The organism is Thermoplasma sp. (genome assembly GCF_008709555.1).
Taxonomy (GTDB): domain Archaea; phylum Thermoplasmatota; class Thermoplasmata; order Thermoplasmatales; family Thermoplasmataceae; genus Thermoplasma.
In genome coordinates this window covers 128,702-145,091 of record NZ_VYIJ01000001.1, presented here as the reverse complement: position 1 = coordinate 145,091, position 16,390 = coordinate 128,702, and the positions used below count along the sequence as shown (strand labels likewise).

The following is a 16,390-nucleotide window of genomic DNA, read 5'->3' as shown; positions in this document are numbered from 1 at the left end:
CAATAGGTTAAATTTCTAGAATTTCAATCATTTTCGTGAATGAATTGGAATAAATTCACCTTTTAGAAAACTTTATCTTTTACAATCATATATAGTTATATGACCAAGGCGTCAGATGCAGTTAAGGGAATAATAAATAGCAATAATATATATACTTTGCTTCTTAACACTGGCCTTGTCAACTACACTAAACTTGCAAGGGAGATAAAGAGTCAGGTTGATTTTTTGACCGGAAAGAAGGTGAAGATAAACACAATAGTGAAGGCGTTAACAAACATAGAAATTAAGGCAAAACCAAAGGACGTTTTGCTGATTCTGAAGCAATCCATACTAACCCTAGAATACAACTATAAGGAGATCACCACAGAGAATAGAAGCGATATTCCTGACGATGCAATACTTGTGATAAAGGAAAGCAATGGATACTCCGGCATAATAAAGACGACGGATGGAAACTCTCTTGTCATTGCAAAAATACTCCTGCCACCTGGATCATGCACAACGGCTGGCATAACACTGCTCATAACTGAATTTCTTGAGATAAATGGAGTTTCAGTCAGGAATATATACAGGCTCAGCAAGGAGATATGGATAATAGTCGATTCGGAATCAGCTGGAAAAGCAGCAGACGCCCTCAATAGGCTCCTTTACAAGTCTAGCGACAAAGAGAGCAGCCCAGTTAATCTTGTTGATTGATCAAAAATTATATTTGAAAATGATATGGTTTTTTAACCCTGCATTTTCAATCAAGTTCTGGTAAAACCTGTCCTTCTGGCACATAAGCAGTCTTCAGTCCGGATATTATCCCCCATGGGAAGAATACGAGCGCAGAGACAATAACAACGATTATAGTCGAATCGACAAAGGAGATCATTGTAAGGGCACCGTCGCCTCCTATATACGACATAACCAGTATGAAGAGCATGAAGAGTATGTACCATATGGAATTCACGAAATGTTCCTTTATCCTGAATACGAGGCCGAACACGATCATGGTTATGGTCAATATGAGAAGCGCGTAGGGTACTGAGGGCCATCCGCTCCAGAAGGCTATGAGAGATGAACTCACGAAGGCTACCACCGCTATTGCAGTTCCACCCGGGATCATGTCCGCAGGCTTCGTTATGGACTGGCGCCTGCTCACGATCATCGATACTGGGGCAACGACAAACCCAAGGTATCCCGCAACTACCGCATCCGTCAGAAGAGCGTAAATTCCTGGAACAGGCGCAGATATGAACGCAACTACAGCTCCGACTATCACGAAGGCTATTATGGCCCAGTACGGAACAGCATAGGTCTCGCTTAACTTTTTCATGGACGATGACATTATCTTGGATCTGGCAGTGGCCAACAGGACTCTGGCGCCACCACCAACGTATACGTATCCTGTGACGAACGGACCAAGTATGGAGACTATCAGCACTATTATCAGTACAGGATATGAATGGAAAGTGCTGGCGAGATACACAAATGGATTCTCATTTATGACGCTGTTCAATACACCCCATGATCCCGGCGAAATTCCTCCGCCTACGGCTGACCACTTGATCCCGCCTATGAAGACTATTGAGAAGAGAACGTATATGAGCGATTGACCCAACACAGTGTATACTATTGTCCTGCCGAGAAACCTCTTCTTTTTAGTTTCCGTGGTCTCCTCGGAATAGTCAGGCACAACCCTGATGCCTCCAAAGGCAAACATGGCGTATGGTATAGCGAAGAGTATGCCGGAGAAGCCGTATGGAACGAAACCACCCCTGTAGGCGTAGAAATTCTGGAACTTGAAGAAAACGATGGCCATTCCAAAGGCCGCAAGCAGATAGACGACGAGCTTTATCACACCGATAAAGAAGGATGAACGACCGAATGCCCTAACACCGAAATAGTTAAGAGGTAGAAAGAGAAGTAATATGACCACGCCTAGACCTGCACCGAGTAGCGTGGGAGCGCCACTGCTGGATATGAAGTGTGGATAAAGATACTGAAGCCCTTCCACCGTTGCAAGTGCTTCTATTGGTGGTATGAATATGTACCAGATCAGGCTCGCAAAGGCATTGAGTGCATTCGTGAAACGTCCATGCGTGTACAGAGAATACCTAGAAGGGCCACCGGCCTCTGGATATGTCTTCGACAGTTCAACGAACGTCAGCGATACAAATGCATACATGATCGCTCCGATTATCCAACCCAGCACAGCAGACGGACCGGCAACGCTTACCATTGCAACAGGAGCAAACAGTGCTCCGGTACCAACCGCAGCGATGAGGCCTATCACCAGCATCTGTGGGAAGGTCAGAGCTTTATTTAGTTTTACTTCACCATCCTTGTTTTCCATTCTATCCAATGATCATAATCAAATATATATTTAAAATTTATCAAATATATCTGATTAATAATTCAGCACAATAATATTGAGAAAACACAACAATCATTTCCCTAGGGAATTTCACCCCAGGGGTGGAAACAGGTTCATTTTTACTTTTGTGTAAAAATGTGTAATTAATCTTATTACATTCTTATATAAAAATATTTGGATCAGGCGTGAAAGACACTTTAATACATCATATTTCGATATTCATACATGCCATTCAAGGTCGTACCGGTGTTGACCCCCTTCAAGGGTAAAGAAATAGATGGAGATAAGTTCAAGGATCACTGTCGCAGGCTTCTGGAGGACGGAATAGACATGATTTTTATTGCCGGCACCAACGGTATGGGGCCTACTCTTTCATTTCAGGAGAGGAAGAAGCTAGCGGAATACTGTTCCGATATACCGGACAGGGTCATATTCCAGGTTGGATCACTCAATCTGGAGGAGAGCATAGAACTTGCCAAGATCGCAAGGGCAATGGGCTTCTATGCAGCAGCCGCCATTCCACCATACTACTTCGGAGGCATACCTGAAGAATGGATCGTACGCTATTATACTGAGATATCCGGTATCATGGATACGTTCATATACAACTATCCAAAATTCACAGGCTATGACGTGAACGCTGACATTGCTAAAAAGATCCGTAAGCGTGGCGGAAACATTGTGGGCGTCAAGGATACGGTGAACGACATCGACCATATGCTGAGGTACAAATACGTTCTAGATGACTTTCTCGTCTTTTCCGGACCAAGCAACTACGTACTATATGCAGCACTAAACGGACTGGATGGTGCAGTTGCTGCAGCAGGAAATTATGCCACAGAGATGTTCGTTCAGATCCTTGATGATACCGCCAGATATGGCCGGACAAACCAGATCATCATCGATGAGATCATCGATGCAGCTTCACGCTACGGTCAATGGGCATCAAACTATAGTCTCGTGAGGATACTCCGTGGATACGATGCAGGCGATCCCAGACCGCCATTTTATGCACTGGATCTGGAATCAGAAGAAAAGCTGCGAACAGAGATCAACGCCATACTGCGGCGGTACGGAAAATATCCCACCCGCTGACGTAAAATCCCAAGTCCTGCCGTTGTTACTGATGAGGTTAATACTTGCTTATATATTTGTTTGATATGATCTCCCGTAAATAAAATGGAAACCTATCAGGTCGACTTGAGCGAGATCGCCCTCCGGATCAGGAGGGAAATAGTGAGGATGGTCTATAATGCTCAGAGTGGCCATCCTGGTGGTTCCTTGAGCATTGCAGATATTCTGACGGTCCTGTATTTCAGGGAGATGAACATTGATCCAAAGAATCCACAGGATCCAAAGAGAGATCGCCTTATTCTGAGCAAGGGGCATGCATCTCCCGCCCTTTACGCAACTCTTGCTCTTCGCGGGTTCTTCCCAGTTTCCGATCTTGCTGGATTCAGGAAGATAGATTCGCACCTCGAGGGCCATGTTTCCAGGGAGATACCTGGTGTGGAGGTATCAACAGGATCCCTGGGCCAGGGTCTTGGCGTGGGTGTCGGGATGGCTCTGGCATCCAAGATCGACGGACTAGACTACCGGGTCTTCGTCATCCTCGGAGACGGTGAGATGGAGGAAGGCAACGTCTGGGAATCCCTGATGGCCGGCTACAAGTACAATCTGAAGAACCTCGTTGCCATACTGGACAGGAACGGCATCCAGCTTGATGGCTACACAAGGGACATAATGCCGCTGCACGATATCCATGCGATGGTCGAGAGCTTCGGATGGAACGTCATGGAGATCGATGGTCACAGCTTCAGCGAGATAGAAAATGCAATAGAAAGATCGAAGAGGTCGGATAGGCCGACGTTCATCATAGCCAACACTGTCAAGGGAAAGGGCGTTGATTTCATGGAGAACAATCCAAAATATCATGGCAGTCCGCCAGAATCAGAGGATCTCTACAGGAGAGCGATGAAACAGCTGGGTGAGGAGATATGAAGACAGAGAGTCTCAGGGATGTTTACGGTAAGGAACTGGTGAAGCTCGGATCCGTAGACAGGAACATTGTCGTCCTTGATGCCGACCTGTCCTCTTCGACGAAGACTGGATACTTCGCAAACGCCTTCCCTGACAGGTTCTTCAACATGGGCATATCTGAACAGTCCATGGTCACTGCCGCAGCTGGTCTTGCTCTCTCAGGAAAGAAGCCATTCGTGTCCACGTTTGCTATATTCCTCACCAGAACCTACGAACAGATCAGACAGTCCGTGTGCTACAACAATGCACCTGTCAGATTTGTGGTAACCCATGGAGGAATAACCGTGGGTGAGGACGGGGCGACGCACCAGATCGTTGAAGACGTCGGGATAATGGCCGGCCTTCCAAATATGAACGTCATAGTGCCTGCGGATTCAGTAGAAACGAGAAGCGTAATAGACTATCTCGCAGGCGTGGATAAACCACACTATGTAAGGCTCAGCAGGGAGAAGTTCCCGGTTATAAACGATGAAGACTACGAATTCAGGATGGGCAGATCGAAGACAATGAGGGATGGTAATGACATCACCATAGTGGCCGATGGAGTTATGGTATCGAAGTCCCTCGAAGCTGCTGAGGCCCTTAAGAAACAGGGCATCGACGCCAGGGTAATCAATATGTCCTCGATAAAGCCCATAGACAGGGACGCCATAATAAAGGCTGCCCGGGAAACAGGTCACATAATAACGGCTGAGGAACATTCCATCTATAACGGTCTTGGAAGCCGTGTTGCGGAGGTGACCTCGGAATACTATCCGGTACCGGTGAGGCGTATAGGTATGCGCGATACATTCGGTAAGTCCGGAAAGGCCTGGGAGCTATTCTCATACTTCCACATGGATGTTAAAGATATAATAAACGAAGCTATGACCTGCTTGGAGGAGAAGAACTATGAAAATATTCCTTGACACAGCAAATATAGAGGAGATACGCACTGGAATAAACTGGGGCATTGTGGATGGCGTAACGACTAATCCAACGCTCATATCCAAGGAGGCCGTCAACGGAAAGAAATACGGAGACATAATAAGGGAGATACTGAAGACAGTGGATGGCCCCGTGAGCGTAGAGGTCGTCTCCACAAAGTATGAGGGCATGGTTGAGGAGGCAAGAAAAATACACGGCCTTGGCGACAATGCTGTGGTCAAGATACCGATGACGGAGGATGGCCTCAGGGCCATAAAGACGTTGAGTTCTGAACACATCAACACGAACTGTACCCTTGTGTTTAATCCCATTCAGGCCCTTCTGGCAGCAAAGGCTGGTGCTACATACGTTTCTCCATTCGTAGGGAGGCTTGATGACATCGGAGAGGATGGTATGCAGATAATAGATATGATCAGGACGATATTCAACAACTACATAATAAAGACGCAGATACTTGTGGCATCCATCAGGAACCCTGTTCATGTGCTGCGTTCAGCCGTGATAGGTGCGGACGTGGTGACCGTACCCTTTGCTGTCCTCAAATCGCTCATGAAGCATCCTAAAACGGATGAAGGCCTAGCAAAATTCCTTGAAGATTGGAAAAAAGTTTCTCCTGATGGTAAATTTATTTTATAATAAATAAAAAATTAATTTATTATTGTTTTCTTCTTACCATTACGTATCCGACTGCAGCTATTATGGCAACAATCACCACTATTACCGCTATGTAATAATACATAGATACGGGCGTCGAAGTAGCGACGTATGGTTCGATCTCTATGGTATGGTCCGAGAAGTGCGGTATGTATATCATAACGAGCGATCCATTGCCATCAGCCGTCACGTTGTAGTATGCTGTCGTCGTTGAGGTCTCGTTTACCAGAGCAGACGCAGAAACCTGTACGGCCGCGGACCCATCAAATTTAACCACAAGCTTCGATGCATTCATGACGTTGCTTGCCACATACACCGCTATCACTGTACCGCTGGATTCGGATGAATTAATATTTATCACGACGCCGCTCGAGCTGGCACTCTTTATCACGGCGCTTATGGAGGTGTTCAGATCAAGCGTCATGTTGTTGAGCGTTGAATTTACCTTCTCTATGGCCACCTGCAGACCAAGCTTACCGTGCTCAAGAGCGTAGGCCATGGGAGCAAAATGCTTCACGCCATTGGACAGGCCCGGTGGAGAGACAAACGAAACGACCATGGTACCATTCGTATTGGCCGTTATCTCCGTCCCGTTGACCATTACGTTCCTGGCCCCTGCGAAGGTCATCATTCCGTAGAAGTGCGGAGCACTGAGGAACACGAATGATCCGCCACCGTAGACACTCTGCTGCATGTCCATGGATAGATTGTCGAATTCTCCGCTGTAATCAAACCTGTCGTTGAATGTGAAGTTCTTCTGTGTTATGGTCATGTTCTTGGAAACATTGAAGTGTATGGTTCCATTTATAAGCATGAATGTTGACTGAAGTGCCGGGTTGTCATGAACCATCAGGCTGTAATAGGCCGATGAATCGTAGAATATGTTTCCAACATACATACCTGTGTAAAACTGGAAATTCTGATTACCTGTTGCTTTTGCAGTTATGTTCTTGAAGATGGTCATGTTGGAGAGCTTATCGAAGTAATTCGATATTGTCTGATTTGAGCTGTAGAATGTGAAATTCAGGAATCTCCCATTTACGAGACCAGTCGAACTGTCGTAAGAGAATCTGTATCCGTTTATCTCATGCTCAAAATGATCGAACATGTTATTCATGGCGCTATTGCTCACTATCGCAACGATCACATACTTGACGAATGAGGACGAAGGAACTGAAAACGTGTAGTTGCTTCCGGCAACAGTCGCAGCGACTGTTGAGGCTATGGTAAAGTTGTATCCCGAAATGTCAACATAGTAAAGATTAACATAGTTTGACATATCATCCGTATGACCTATGGGCAGAGGCTTCGGAGTCGCCGTGAAATTCAGCTGTATGCTTGCCGTCGATCCATATGTTGCCATCAGTAGCCCGCTGCCGTCCTCGGTGTTCATGTAGCTGAGGTTGTACACACCGCTGAACTGGTTCATGTTGCCAATCATGCCTGATTGGCTTGACAGATTCTTACCGGATACCTTTCCATAGTTCACTATGGAAGTTCCGTTGAAGCTTATATTTTTTATGACACTGTTGTTGAATATATTTATTGTATAATTACCAGCGGTCACCTCAGTCGGTGTCGGACTGGTGGCAGCCATGCTGGTCAGAGCGAAACCCATGACAGAAAAAATCGCCACGGATATCACTATTATCTTTATGTTCATAGTCGTGCATTAAAATATGTATATATAATGTTTATGCCGTTAGAACAGTCGTATAGTCTCTAAATTTTTAAGCGCATAAGCTTCTATATTGAATCTCTGTCTCACGAGACGTGCGAACTCGGCTGTCTTTCCATTGTCCCCATGGTTCACAAGGATCTTCTTTGGTTTTGGCTGCATTGTTGCGATATAGGCCAGAAGCTGCTTCTTGGTGGAATGTCCGGAAAAGCCCTCTGCGGTCTCGACATCCATCTTCACGGGATAGGTTACGTTCTTTCCCTCGTCAGACAGCATTACCTCTGGAGCGCCGCTCTGTATCTTCTTCCCCAGCGTACCATCGGCCTGATAACCGACGAATACCAGGGTATGCTTAGGATTGGATGACCAGGCCTTGAAATATTCCATGACCGGGCCGCCGTTCATCATACCGGATGTGGCGAGAACGATCTTGCTCTCAGGGCTCTCAGAGATGTCCTCCCTCTGCTCTCTCGTTTCTACCTTCTTAAATATCGGGCTCAGGAATGGGTTCTCCTTCCTGACCATTATGGCCTCGCGGAGCTCCTTGTTGAGGTATTCTGGATAAGCAGCGTGTATTGCCGTTGCCTCCATTATCATACCATCAAGGTAAACGTCCATCTGTGGTATCCTGCCGTTGCGCATGGCGTCCTCCAGGACTATCATGACCTCCTGGCTCCTGCCGACGGCAAAAACGGGTATCAGGACTGATCCGCCCCTGTCATGCGTCCTGTTTATGATATCGATCAGCGTCTGCGTTGCCTCCTCCCTTGTGAAAGAATAATCATCGCGTCCGCCGTACGTCGATTCGGTCATGAATGTTTCAGCCCTTGGAAACTTGTTGTTCGCCGGGTTAAAGAGCCATGTCTTCTCGAATTTAACGTCCCCGGACAGGACAACGTTGTAAAGCCCGTCGCCTATATGCAGATGCACTGAGGCCGATCCTAGTATATGGCCTGCGTTGTAAAAGGTCAGCCTCATATCCCTGGTTATGTCGGTAGTCTCCCCGTATCTCAGAGTTATGGTGTGCTTCAGTTCCTCGCGTATGTACTTTGATTCGTATGGAACCTTTCCGCCCTCCATCCTGGCAACCTTTATGTAATCGTTCTGAAGGAGAGCCGCAAGATCCCTGGTGGGCGGCGTCATGTAGACCGGGCCGTCGTACCCATACTTGAAGAGAAGGGGGAGCAGACCGGAGTGATCGAGATGCGCATGAGTAAGTATCACGGCATCGATAGTGCTAAGAGGCTGTACCTCTGGAACATAGAGATATGGTGCAGCATCCCATGGGTCGGCATCTGGACCGACGTTCATCATACCGCAGTCTATGAGTACCTTCGAATTCTTTGTTGAAACCAGTGTAGCACTCCTTCCAACCTCTGAATGGCCTCCTAGCGCCGTCAACCTTACCCATGTCTCTCCAACCATAGGTGGCCCTGAGAGTTTAACACCGAGGTTGTGCAGGAACTCCTTTCTCTCCTGCTTCACCTCCCTCATGAACTCCCTTACTTCCTTGACTGTTCTGGAGTACATGGGTGGTGCCCGCACTATGCGTGGTGACCACTGCGTCTTGCTCTTTATTTCCTGGACATAGTCCGTACCGCGCGCAGTAACTATGGACGGCTCATCCAGTTCTATTATGACCTCGCCGGTATCTGGTTCAAAGTATATGTCTTCAAGGCCTGCCTCCTTCGGTATTATCTTCTCTATTGAATCACGTGCCTGATCCTCCGGCAGCAGTATTGATGGATCTGGCCTAATGGCTATCCTGCGCCTGATCTCCTGGGCTATCTGCCTAGCAAGGTCATCTCTCTTCGCGAACAGCTCAGGATCCTTCGTGTAAACTACTATCGTTGGACCCTCATAGTCTATGTCCGTTATCTTGTTATCCGGATACAGACGGTCAAATATATGCCTTGTTTCTTCAATATAGTCATGAAAACCCATAGGTCGTACACCTTTAAAATTTAAAAAAATATTGGATGATTTTACAGAATTAATCCGAGCTTCCTGATCCTGGATTCTATCTGTTCGGTGGGAAGCTGGACATATCCGTCCTTCTTCGTTATTACGGCGACATCTATCATGCCTCCAGATGCCGAATCTCTCTGTTTGGCCGCGCTTATGGCCTTTATAACGAGATCTACTCCCTCATCAACCGTCATCTTCTCGCTGTATTGTGACTCGAGTACACCGTAGACGAACGGTGATCCGGATCCTGTACTGGCATAAATATCCTCAACTGATCCTCCGGCGGCATCAATCGAGAAGACGTGAGGAGCTGTGTCTATTCCACCTACGAGAAGCTGTACCATGTATGGCATGTACTTAACCTGATTGAGCATGTTCGATAGAAGGGTGGCAACGGCCTCTACAGGCATGTTGACTCTCCTCTGAAGCCTGTAGAGCTCAAGTTCAGCCTTCATGTACCTGACGAGAACCTGTGCGTCTCCAACAAGCCCCGCTATTGTCATCCCGGTATAAGTATCGATCTGAAACAGCTTTTTACCGTTCTTATGCATGATGAAATTCTCCATTGTGACGCGCCTTTCAGTAGCCATGATCACAGCATCTTTCAGTGTGATACCAACAGTGGTTGTACCAGTTTCTAAAGTCTGATTCATAACATCAACTCCTTTTAAAAAGGCTAACTCATAATTAACCTATGATATTAAATGTTTTCCATCGTTTCCATCAGACAACTGAATTCTGATATTTAATGAAAATCCCACATACGGCCTCATCGTCAATTTGCAGTGTCACAGAATTAATATGAAAATGGAGCACTTGTCAATCTGAAAACCTGGATATCTGACAAATCTGTAAATACAGAATTGTGATATTGCGACATGGTGCTTTACGCTTCAGACGTCATGAGGAAATACGACAAGGTTATGGCGGGCGAAACATCTGCATACGAAGCCGCAAAGATAATGGCTCAGGATCACGTTGGCTTTGCAATAGTCGCAGAGAATGGAGAGATCAGAGGGATGGTAACTGAGTGGGACTACATCAACAAGATCATAGCGCAAGACCGAGACCCGAGGAAAGTCCGTATCGATGAAATAATGAATTCGCCCATAATATCCATAGATCCAGACACACCAACATTCAAGGTTACCGAGATCATGGCCAAGAATGGTATCCGGAGACTCCCGGTCATGAAGAACGGCAAGCTCCTTGGCGTGATAACATCTCGCGATATCCTCAGGATATTCAAAGACTACATGGATAGCATCTCGGACATAATATCCAGATTCGGCAACCTCTGACCCTCAAATGGATTCATATAAATTGATTGCAATAACTGTCACGAGCATTGGATCGCTACTTGCTGTGATCAACAGTACGTCGCTTCTGATATCATTGCCCACAATAATGATATCACTGCATACCACGTTCTTCTATGTTATATGGATCCTTGTCGTTTATCCGCTTGTAATGACCATCGGTGCTCCACTGTTCGGAAGATACTCTGATTTTGTGGGAAGAAACAGGCTCTACGCCCTGGGATATCTTTTCTTCATCTCTGGATCGGCTGTGGCCGCGGTCAGTCCTGATGCCCCTCTGCTGCTGGTAGCAAGGGTTCTCCAGGGTCTTGGAGGTGCACTGCTCTTCTCTAACAGTCTGGCGATAATAGCCGATGCTTTCAGGCAGGACGAGCTGAAATGGGCCATCGGTACAAACAGCCTTGTGATAGGGATTGCGACTGCCATAGGCCCTCTTGTGGGTGGCCTGCTTACAGCCATAAACTGGAGATATGTTTTCGTTTTCAACGTTCCCTTCGGCATTGTGGGATACGTTATGTCGCTGAAACTAAGGGAGATAGAGAGGCGCAGGGTGAGTATAAACTGGAAGCCTGCCGTGTTCTTCTCGATCTTCATAGTGTTCATCGTTGTTTATCTAACATTCGCCCCGCCGGATCTCTGGTTGAATCCAGTGGATGTCATATTCCTCGTGGTCTCAGTGGTTTCACTGATAGTTTTCATCCTGATGTCGAGGGGCAGGGATGATTCGCTCATCGACATCTCCCTCTTCAGGTTAAGGCCATTTGCCACACAGTCAATAGCGACGTTTCTCAACTCGATAACGAGGTATTCTGCTCTTCTAATAGTTATAATAATGCTGCAGGGTCCTTTAGGTATTTCGCCTTTGAGATCCAGTATAATCGTGATACCATATGCCGTATCGCTGAGCCTTTCTTCCTATCTCGTCGGGAACATCAATACGAGGAGAATGGAATCGCATCTGATATATGCGGGTCTGTTTCTTTCCTTCTTTGGGTCGATAGTTCTTTCGCTGGTCAGATCCGTAAACGTGCCATTCTACATCGGCCTTGTTATGGTCGGATTCGGGATTGGGCTTTTCTATACTCCGAGCAATGCCATACTGATGTCATCCGCTCCTCCAGACAGGAGAGGATCTGCTGCCGGTATAAGGACGGTCATCCTGAACCTGGGATCAGTCATAGGTATGTCAATGGTGTTCACAATAGTAGCTCTGTACGTACCAGAGACGGCTCTAAGCTCTGCCTTCCTTGGTATAAAGATACCTGGTTTCGAAGCGGTGAAATCAGGTTTCCTGAACGGGATCTCCATAACATTTCTCGTATCTGGCGCAGCAAGCCTTCTGGCTCTATTCACTGTGCTATCTGAAAAGCTTATGGAAAATCATCAATGATAAAAAGGATCAGAGGGATAGGTGCCCCGGAATTTTTGGGAATGGATGGGCATCCTCTATCCTTTCAAGACCGCATATGAACCTCGTCAGGCGTTCTATTCCAATACCGAAACCAGCAGAAGGGTTCAGGCCTTCCCTGGCAAATTCTATGTACCACTTGAACTGTTCCTCTGTCTGCCCCTTTCTGTGTATTCTATCTATGATCCTGCTGAGTTCATATTCCCTTTCGCCACCTGAAAGTGCCTCACCATAACCCTCTGGATATATGAGATCCATGTCCACCAGAATACCTGGCCTTGACGGATCCTCCCTATCATAGAATTCTCTTTTCTCAAGTGGTATATCAACTATCCAGAACGGTTCCTTCATCTCGCTTGAAAGTATGTGTTCGAAGTCCTCGCCGTATTGCCTGTATGCATCCAGATATGCTATCCTCTTGAATGGCCTTGACGGAATTGCGAGATCCCTTCCAAAGAATTTCAGATCCTCTCCGTTAGTCTTCTTTATCTTCCTGAAGAGATCTATTATCATCTCCTCGCCGAGCCCAATGACCTCATCCCTGCTTGCTCCTTTCATCTCAAGGTCAAGCTGGGTGAATTCCGCCAGGTGCCGGCCTGTCTTAACCTTATCCTGCTCCTCAAGCCTGATGTTCGGAGAGAACGTGAATATTCTGTCAAAATGCTTTGTCAGCAGGTGCTTGTGGAATATCATGCTCTTCGTGAGCGAGTACCTGTATCCGTAATAATCGATCGTTGGATCAAAGACCGGATGGTTCAGCGGATCTGTGAGCACAGATATTATGACCGGCGGTACCTCTATGAACCCTCTTTCCTTCAAAAACTCAGAAGTTATGGATCTAATGGAACTCTGCACCTTCAGTGCATGGTATAGCTCCGGTTTTTCCAGATGATCGCTTATCTCTTCAACGAGTGCATTTATTTCTCCAGATTCCATACAGAACCTATCAGGATAAGATTTATGAATTTTGTTAATTTTTAATCAACGTTTTGTTCATGTTCGTCAACATCAATTTCTTAATATAGACATTATGACTAAATTTAAATAATCATTTATTATCATTGTACCATGGACGAAAAAGACATACAGATACTGAATTACCTCATGGATAACGCGAGGGACAAGATCTCAGATATGTCGCGCGTTCTGGATATACCACGTGTAACAATATATGAAAGAATGCAGAACATGATAAAGTCCGGAATCATAAAAAAGTTCACCATAGTTCCAGACTATAAGGCACTGGGTGTCCCTGTTGTTGCCTTCATACTGGTCGCGTACACGCCAAAGGATGGACTGTCGCAGCGCGAGCTTGCAGCAAAGATAGCGAACTTCAAGGACGTGGAAAATGTCTATATAATAGCCGGTGAATGGGATATCCTCATAAAGGTAAGAGAGTCATCCACCGAGGCCGTTGGGAACTTTGTCCTTGACAAACTCAGGGAGATGCCTGGCGTGGAGAGAGCACAGACAATAACCGTGTTCTCAGAGGTCAAGTGAAAACCTTCTTCCTTATTTCAGGTCATATATTCCATTTCTGAATATCGCGCTATTGTGATCTACTCCTCTTTGAAGTGTTGAGACCTAAAGCTTCCACCAAACCCCTATTTTTCATTAATTATATTCACAACATAGTACACACACATCTTCGTGTTAGCATCTAAAAGGAGATGGACGTGGTCTGACATCACCTCCATTTCAAGTACCTTATACCCATAATCATCCTACCCTTCAATGATGGGTTGTTTCCACCTGCCATCAATTGGTGGATCAAGCACACTTCTCCTATATTTCGGGCAAAATATCACATGGTACTGACAACTGTACACTATATGACTTTCATGGTGGTATTCCTTCTCCTTGTTGACTTTTTCCATCTTTCAAAAACATTCTACCATCTCTATTTATATACTTCTCGCAGTTCACCTCCTCGCTGACGTTCTGAACTTTCCTGGTCATATCTTTGTAATCAGATACTCACGTTTCGATACTGAGATTGCCGAGCGATACAATTTCGGATTTATCGTACTTTTAAAAAAATTGATCATTATATCCAAAGGCACCGGATCATCAACGCCTTATATCCTCAATGAGATTGTATTTCAGCCGGTCTATAGAGGATGAAATAGATGATATGTATTCGTCAAGGCTATCCGCTATCCTGAGATTGACTGCATCTATTCTCTCAGTTATCACCGCCGTATCTATGGACTCCTTTAGATCCTCATTGTCAAATGTTACGTATGGTACATTCATCTTTTCAAGCTTCTTTATGCCAGATATCGCCTTCTGCCTGCGTTTTTCCTCATATCTGCCTGGTATGATGATCGCGTTCAGCGTTTCCTTCCCCATGGCGTTGAGACAACCAAGGAGATGCAGATGTACAGCCTGCGAGAAATTACCACCAAATCCGCTGACTATAACGAAAGCTACTGCACTATCGGCGATCCTCATGAACATATCCTCATCCTCTTTGCGGTTGTTAACGCCGTTCAATATCTTAATTGGACCCGACGTATATCTGAGGAACGGATTTTTCTCTGAATTCAGCGTGTAAAGCGAAATTTTAATTTCTCCGCGATCGTCCGATACCATACCGTCATAGGCATGACTCTGCTGATTGCTATCCTGTATTATCGCGTAGGTATCAACGTTCTTCACCTCTATGGGCCTCATCTTCTTAACAACCCTGAAGCCGGCATTGCCTATCGAGACTACGGCAACGTTCGCTTTCTGCCGGTAGTAGAGTTCAGCCAGGCTCGCACGGGAATCCATGCTCCTTTCGAAAACCTCGAAACGCTTTTGTATATCGATCACCTTCCATTCTTCTTCTCCAGATTACTGTGCTTGATTCCTTCAAACGAGGAGAGTTCGCCCATGAGATCTTTCATGTTCTTCGATTTTCTCTTAACGAAGTCCAGCAGAAACACGTCCACATACTCCCTGACTATGGCGCTTATGAGATCCCTCTCCGACTTGAAGAAGCCTTTCTCTATGACAGTCTTTATAATATTGACAGTATTTTCATCCAGATCGAGATCAGAACTGCTCTGAGATTGATCCCTGACAACGGAAACCCTCCTGCTTGATATGTACGACATCACGGCATGCCTGATAAATTCGGATCTGCTGCCGAATTCAGGATAAGAATTCAAGAAGTTATCTATTTCATTGATGTCTTCCTCAGATATACGCAGTGTGAGCTTGACATCTTTGTTGAGCAATTTCAACTCCTCATAAAACTATAATGCAGATACTATATTAATTTTTCTACCATGTACTGACATTTGTACATTTATCATGTATTATTAGTATTTAATTATTGCATATAAATGCACACGATCTGAGGAGGCATCCTGCAGTAATCTTCAAATTAATATTGAACGTTAGCATACGTCATACATGACCGATGATTATGAAAAACTCCTTGAAAAGGCAAAGGGTGTATTATCAAGTTCAACGAAGAACATTGACAGGCTGAAGATACCAGATCCGGAGATAATCCGGGAAGGCAAGGCCACGATAATCAGGAATTTTCAGGACATAGTGGATATCATAAACAGGGACCCGGAACACATCATAAAGTTCCTCACAAGAGAATTCGGTACAAACATTGTTCAGAACGGGAGGAGACTGATAATAAATCGTAAACTGACGCTCGAAGAACTCCTAGACAAGATGAACGAATACATAAACACGTATGTCAGATGCTACGAGTGCGGGTCGCTGGATACCGAAATACAGAAGTCAGGAAGGATCTCTCTCCTCGTATGCAAGGCATGCGGTGCGCAGCATCCCATACACTCGGTGAGGGAGGTCAAGGATGATGAGACCGTGGAAGAGGGAAAGGAATACGTGGTAGAAATAACCGAGGTTGGCAGTTCCGGTGAGGGCAGGACAACCTATAAGGGGTACACCATATTCGTCCCCGGTGCCAAGAAGGGAGAGACCGTAAAGATACGCATAAAAAAGGTAAAGAACGATGTGGCCATAGGCGAGATCATAGAGAGGGACAAACAGGAGAAGAAATAGGAAGT

16 protein-coding genes and 1 pseudogene are annotated in these 16,390 nt (G+C 45.7%); 9 read left to right on the top strand and 8 right to left on the bottom strand.

Annotated features, from left to right (window positions below; all coding sequences use genetic code 11):
* The first annotated feature begins 99 nt into the window (after window positions 1-99).
* On the top strand, window positions 100-696 hold the full coding sequence (locus F6Q11_RS00725) for an aspartate kinase (protein WP_297025796.1): 597 nt from the start codon (window positions 100-102) through the stop codon (window positions 694-696).
* A 46-nt stretch (window positions 697-742) separates the two neighbouring features.
* On the opposite strand, the gene F6Q11_RS00720 is transcribed toward F6Q11_RS00725, so the two are convergent.
* Window positions 743-2,338 carry an APC family permease gene (locus tag F6Q11_RS00720; protein WP_297025795.1) on the bottom strand — a complete coding sequence of 532 codons (1,596 nt, stop codon included), beginning with the start codon at window positions 2,336-2,338 and terminating at the stop codon, window positions 743-745.
* 246 nt (window positions 2,339-2,584) lie between these two features.
* Between F6Q11_RS00720 and F6Q11_RS00715 the strand changes: the two genes are divergently transcribed.
* The 4 genes from F6Q11_RS00715 to fsa all read left to right on the top strand — a co-directional run bounded on the left by F6Q11_RS00715 (window position 2,585) and on the right by fsa (window position 5,962).
* The gene (locus F6Q11_RS00715; protein WP_297025794.1) at window positions 2,585-3,454 is read left to right on the top strand and encodes a dihydrodipicolinate synthase family protein; all 870 of its coding nucleotides are present in this window, start codon (window positions 2,585-2,587) and stop codon (window positions 3,452-3,454) included.
* An 84-nt stretch (window positions 3,455-3,538) separates the two neighbouring features.
* Window positions 3,539-4,360, top strand: coding sequence for a transketolase (locus tag F6Q11_RS00710; protein WP_297025793.1), 822 nt, complete (start codon window positions 3,539-3,541; stop codon window positions 4,358-4,360).
* Entirely contained in the window at window positions 4,357-5,307 is a 951-nt protein-coding gene (locus F6Q11_RS00705; RefSeq protein ID WP_297025792.1) for a transketolase family protein, read from the top strand. Before F6Q11_RS00710 ends, F6Q11_RS00705 begins: the two co-directional genes overlap by 4 nt.
* A complete protein-coding gene (fsa, locus tag F6Q11_RS00700; protein ID WP_297025791.1) occupies window positions 5,291-5,962 on the top strand; it encodes a fructose-6-phosphate aldolase in 672 nt (223 codons plus the stop codon). The genes F6Q11_RS00705 and fsa overlap by 17 nt, the downstream gene beginning before the upstream one ends.
* A gap of 19 nt (window positions 5,963-5,981) precedes the next feature.
* Here the strand turns inward: fsa and F6Q11_RS00695 are convergent, their stop codons facing one another.
* Genes F6Q11_RS00695 through psmB form a run of 3 tightly spaced genes read right to left on the bottom strand, consistent with a single transcriptional unit; the run spans window position 5,982 to window position 10,279 of the window.
* Window positions 5,982-7,643: a hypothetical protein gene (locus F6Q11_RS00695; RefSeq protein WP_297025790.1), complete on the bottom strand. Its 1,662-nt coding sequence runs from the start codon at window positions 7,641-7,643 to the stop codon at window positions 5,982-5,984.
* 39 nt (window positions 7,644-7,682) lie between these two features.
* A complete protein-coding gene (locus F6Q11_RS00690; RefSeq protein WP_297025789.1) occupies window positions 7,683-9,602 on the bottom strand; it encodes a beta-CASP ribonuclease aCPSF1 in 1,920 nt (639 codons plus the stop codon).
* Window positions 9,603-9,643: 41 nt separating this feature from the next.
* Window positions 9,644-10,279, bottom strand: a complete 636-nt coding sequence (gene psmB, locus F6Q11_RS00685; RefSeq protein ID WP_297025788.1) for an archaeal proteasome endopeptidase complex subunit beta — start codon at window positions 10,277-10,279, stop codon at window positions 9,644-9,646.
* A 225-nt stretch (window positions 10,280-10,504) separates the two neighbouring features.
* Here psmB and F6Q11_RS00680 point away from each other — a divergent pair, with 225 nt between their 5' ends.
* Window positions 10,505-10,927, top strand: a complete 423-nt coding sequence (locus tag F6Q11_RS00680; protein WP_297025787.1) for a cyclic nucleotide-binding/CBS domain-containing protein — start codon at window positions 10,505-10,507, stop codon at window positions 10,925-10,927.
* 7 nt (window positions 10,928-10,934) lie between these two features.
* Entirely contained in the window at window positions 10,935-12,335 is a 1,401-nt protein-coding gene (locus F6Q11_RS00675; protein ID WP_297025786.1) for an MFS transporter, read from the top strand.
* A 9-nt stretch (window positions 12,336-12,344) separates the two neighbouring features.
* Here the strand turns inward: F6Q11_RS00675 and F6Q11_RS00670 are convergent, their stop codons facing one another.
* Window positions 12,345-13,289 carry an asparagine synthetase A gene (locus tag F6Q11_RS00670; protein ID WP_297025785.1) on the bottom strand — a complete coding sequence of 315 codons (945 nt, stop codon included), beginning with the start codon at window positions 13,287-13,289 and terminating at the stop codon, window positions 12,345-12,347.
* A 132-nt stretch (window positions 13,290-13,421) separates the two neighbouring features.
* Between F6Q11_RS00670 and F6Q11_RS00665 the strand changes: the two genes are divergently transcribed.
* Window positions 13,422-13,853: an Lrp/AsnC family transcriptional regulator gene (locus F6Q11_RS00665; RefSeq protein ID WP_297025784.1), complete on the top strand. Its 432-nt coding sequence runs from the start codon at window positions 13,422-13,424 to the stop codon at window positions 13,851-13,853.
* Between the two features lie 116 nt (window positions 13,854-13,969).
* Here the strand turns inward: F6Q11_RS00665 and tnpA are convergent.
* From tnpA to F6Q11_RS00650, 3 genes and pseudogenes are all read right to left on the bottom strand, one after another.
* Window positions 13,970-14,230: pseudogene (tnpA, locus tag F6Q11_RS00660) on the bottom strand (IS200/IS605 family transposase); the annotation flags it as partial.
* Window positions 14,231-14,423: 193 nt separating this feature from the next.
* Window positions 14,424-15,128, bottom strand: a complete 705-nt coding sequence (locus F6Q11_RS00655; RefSeq protein ID WP_297025783.1) for a hypothetical protein — start codon at window positions 15,126-15,128, stop codon at window positions 14,424-14,426.
* Between the two features lie 38 nt (window positions 15,129-15,166).
* Complete coding sequence (locus F6Q11_RS00650) at window positions 15,167-15,577, bottom strand: ribbon-helix-helix domain-containing protein (RefSeq protein WP_297025782.1); 411 nt, start codon at window positions 15,575-15,577, stop codon at window positions 15,167-15,169.
* Between the two features lie 178 nt (window positions 15,578-15,755).
* On the opposite strand from F6Q11_RS00650, the gene F6Q11_RS00645 reads away from it, so the two are divergent.
* Entirely contained in the window at window positions 15,756-16,385 is a 630-nt protein-coding gene (locus F6Q11_RS00645; RefSeq protein WP_297025781.1) for a translation initiation factor IF-2 subunit beta, read from the top strand.
* The last annotated feature ends 5 nt before the right edge of the window (window positions 16,386-16,390 follow it).

Coding starts and splice junctions, on each gene's coding strand:
- F6Q11_RS00725 (WP_297025796.1), top strand. CDS start 100: ATGACCAAGGCGTCAGATGCAGTTAAGGGAATAATAAATAGCAATAAT.
- F6Q11_RS00720 (WP_297025795.1), bottom strand. CDS start 2,338: ATGGAAAACAAGGATGGTGAAGTAAAACTAAATAAAGCTCTGACCTTC.
- F6Q11_RS00715 (WP_297025794.1), top strand. CDS start 2,585: ATGCCATTCAAGGTCGTACCGGTGTTGACCCCCTTCAAGGGTAAAGAA.
- F6Q11_RS00710 (WP_297025793.1), top strand. CDS start 3,539: ATGGAAACCTATCAGGTCGACTTGAGCGAGATCGCCCTCCGGATCAGG.
- F6Q11_RS00705 (WP_297025792.1), top strand. CDS start 4,357: ATGAAGACAGAGAGTCTCAGGGATGTTTACGGTAAGGAACTGGTGAAG.
- fsa (WP_297025791.1), top strand. CDS start 5,291: ATGAAAATATTCCTTGACACAGCAAATATAGAGGAGATACGCACTGGA.
- F6Q11_RS00695 (WP_297025790.1), bottom strand. CDS start 7,643: ATGAACATAAAGATAATAGTGATATCCGTGGCGATTTTTTCTGTCATG.
- F6Q11_RS00690 (WP_297025789.1), bottom strand. CDS start 9,602: ATGGGTTTTCATGACTATATTGAAGAAACAAGGCATATATTTGACCGT.
- psmB (WP_297025788.1), bottom strand. CDS start 10,279: ATGAATCAGACTTTAGAAACTGGTACAACCACTGTTGGTATCACACTG.
- F6Q11_RS00680 (WP_297025787.1), top strand. CDS start 10,505: ATGGTGCTTTACGCTTCAGACGTCATGAGGAAATACGACAAGGTTATG.
- F6Q11_RS00675 (WP_297025786.1), top strand. CDS start 10,935: ATGGATTCATATAAATTGATTGCAATAACTGTCACGAGCATTGGATCG.
- F6Q11_RS00670 (WP_297025785.1), bottom strand. CDS start 13,289: ATGGAATCTGGAGAAATAAATGCACTCGTTGAAGAGATAAGCGATCAT.
- F6Q11_RS00665 (WP_297025784.1), top strand. CDS start 13,422: ATGGACGAAAAAGACATACAGATACTGAATTACCTCATGGATAACGCG.
- F6Q11_RS00655 (WP_297025783.1), bottom strand. CDS start 15,128: ATGGATTCCCGTGCGAGCCTGGCTGAACTCTACTACCGGCAGAAAGCG.
- F6Q11_RS00645 (WP_297025781.1), top strand. CDS start 15,756: ATGACCGATGATTATGAAAAACTCCTTGAAAAGGCAAAGGGTGTATTA.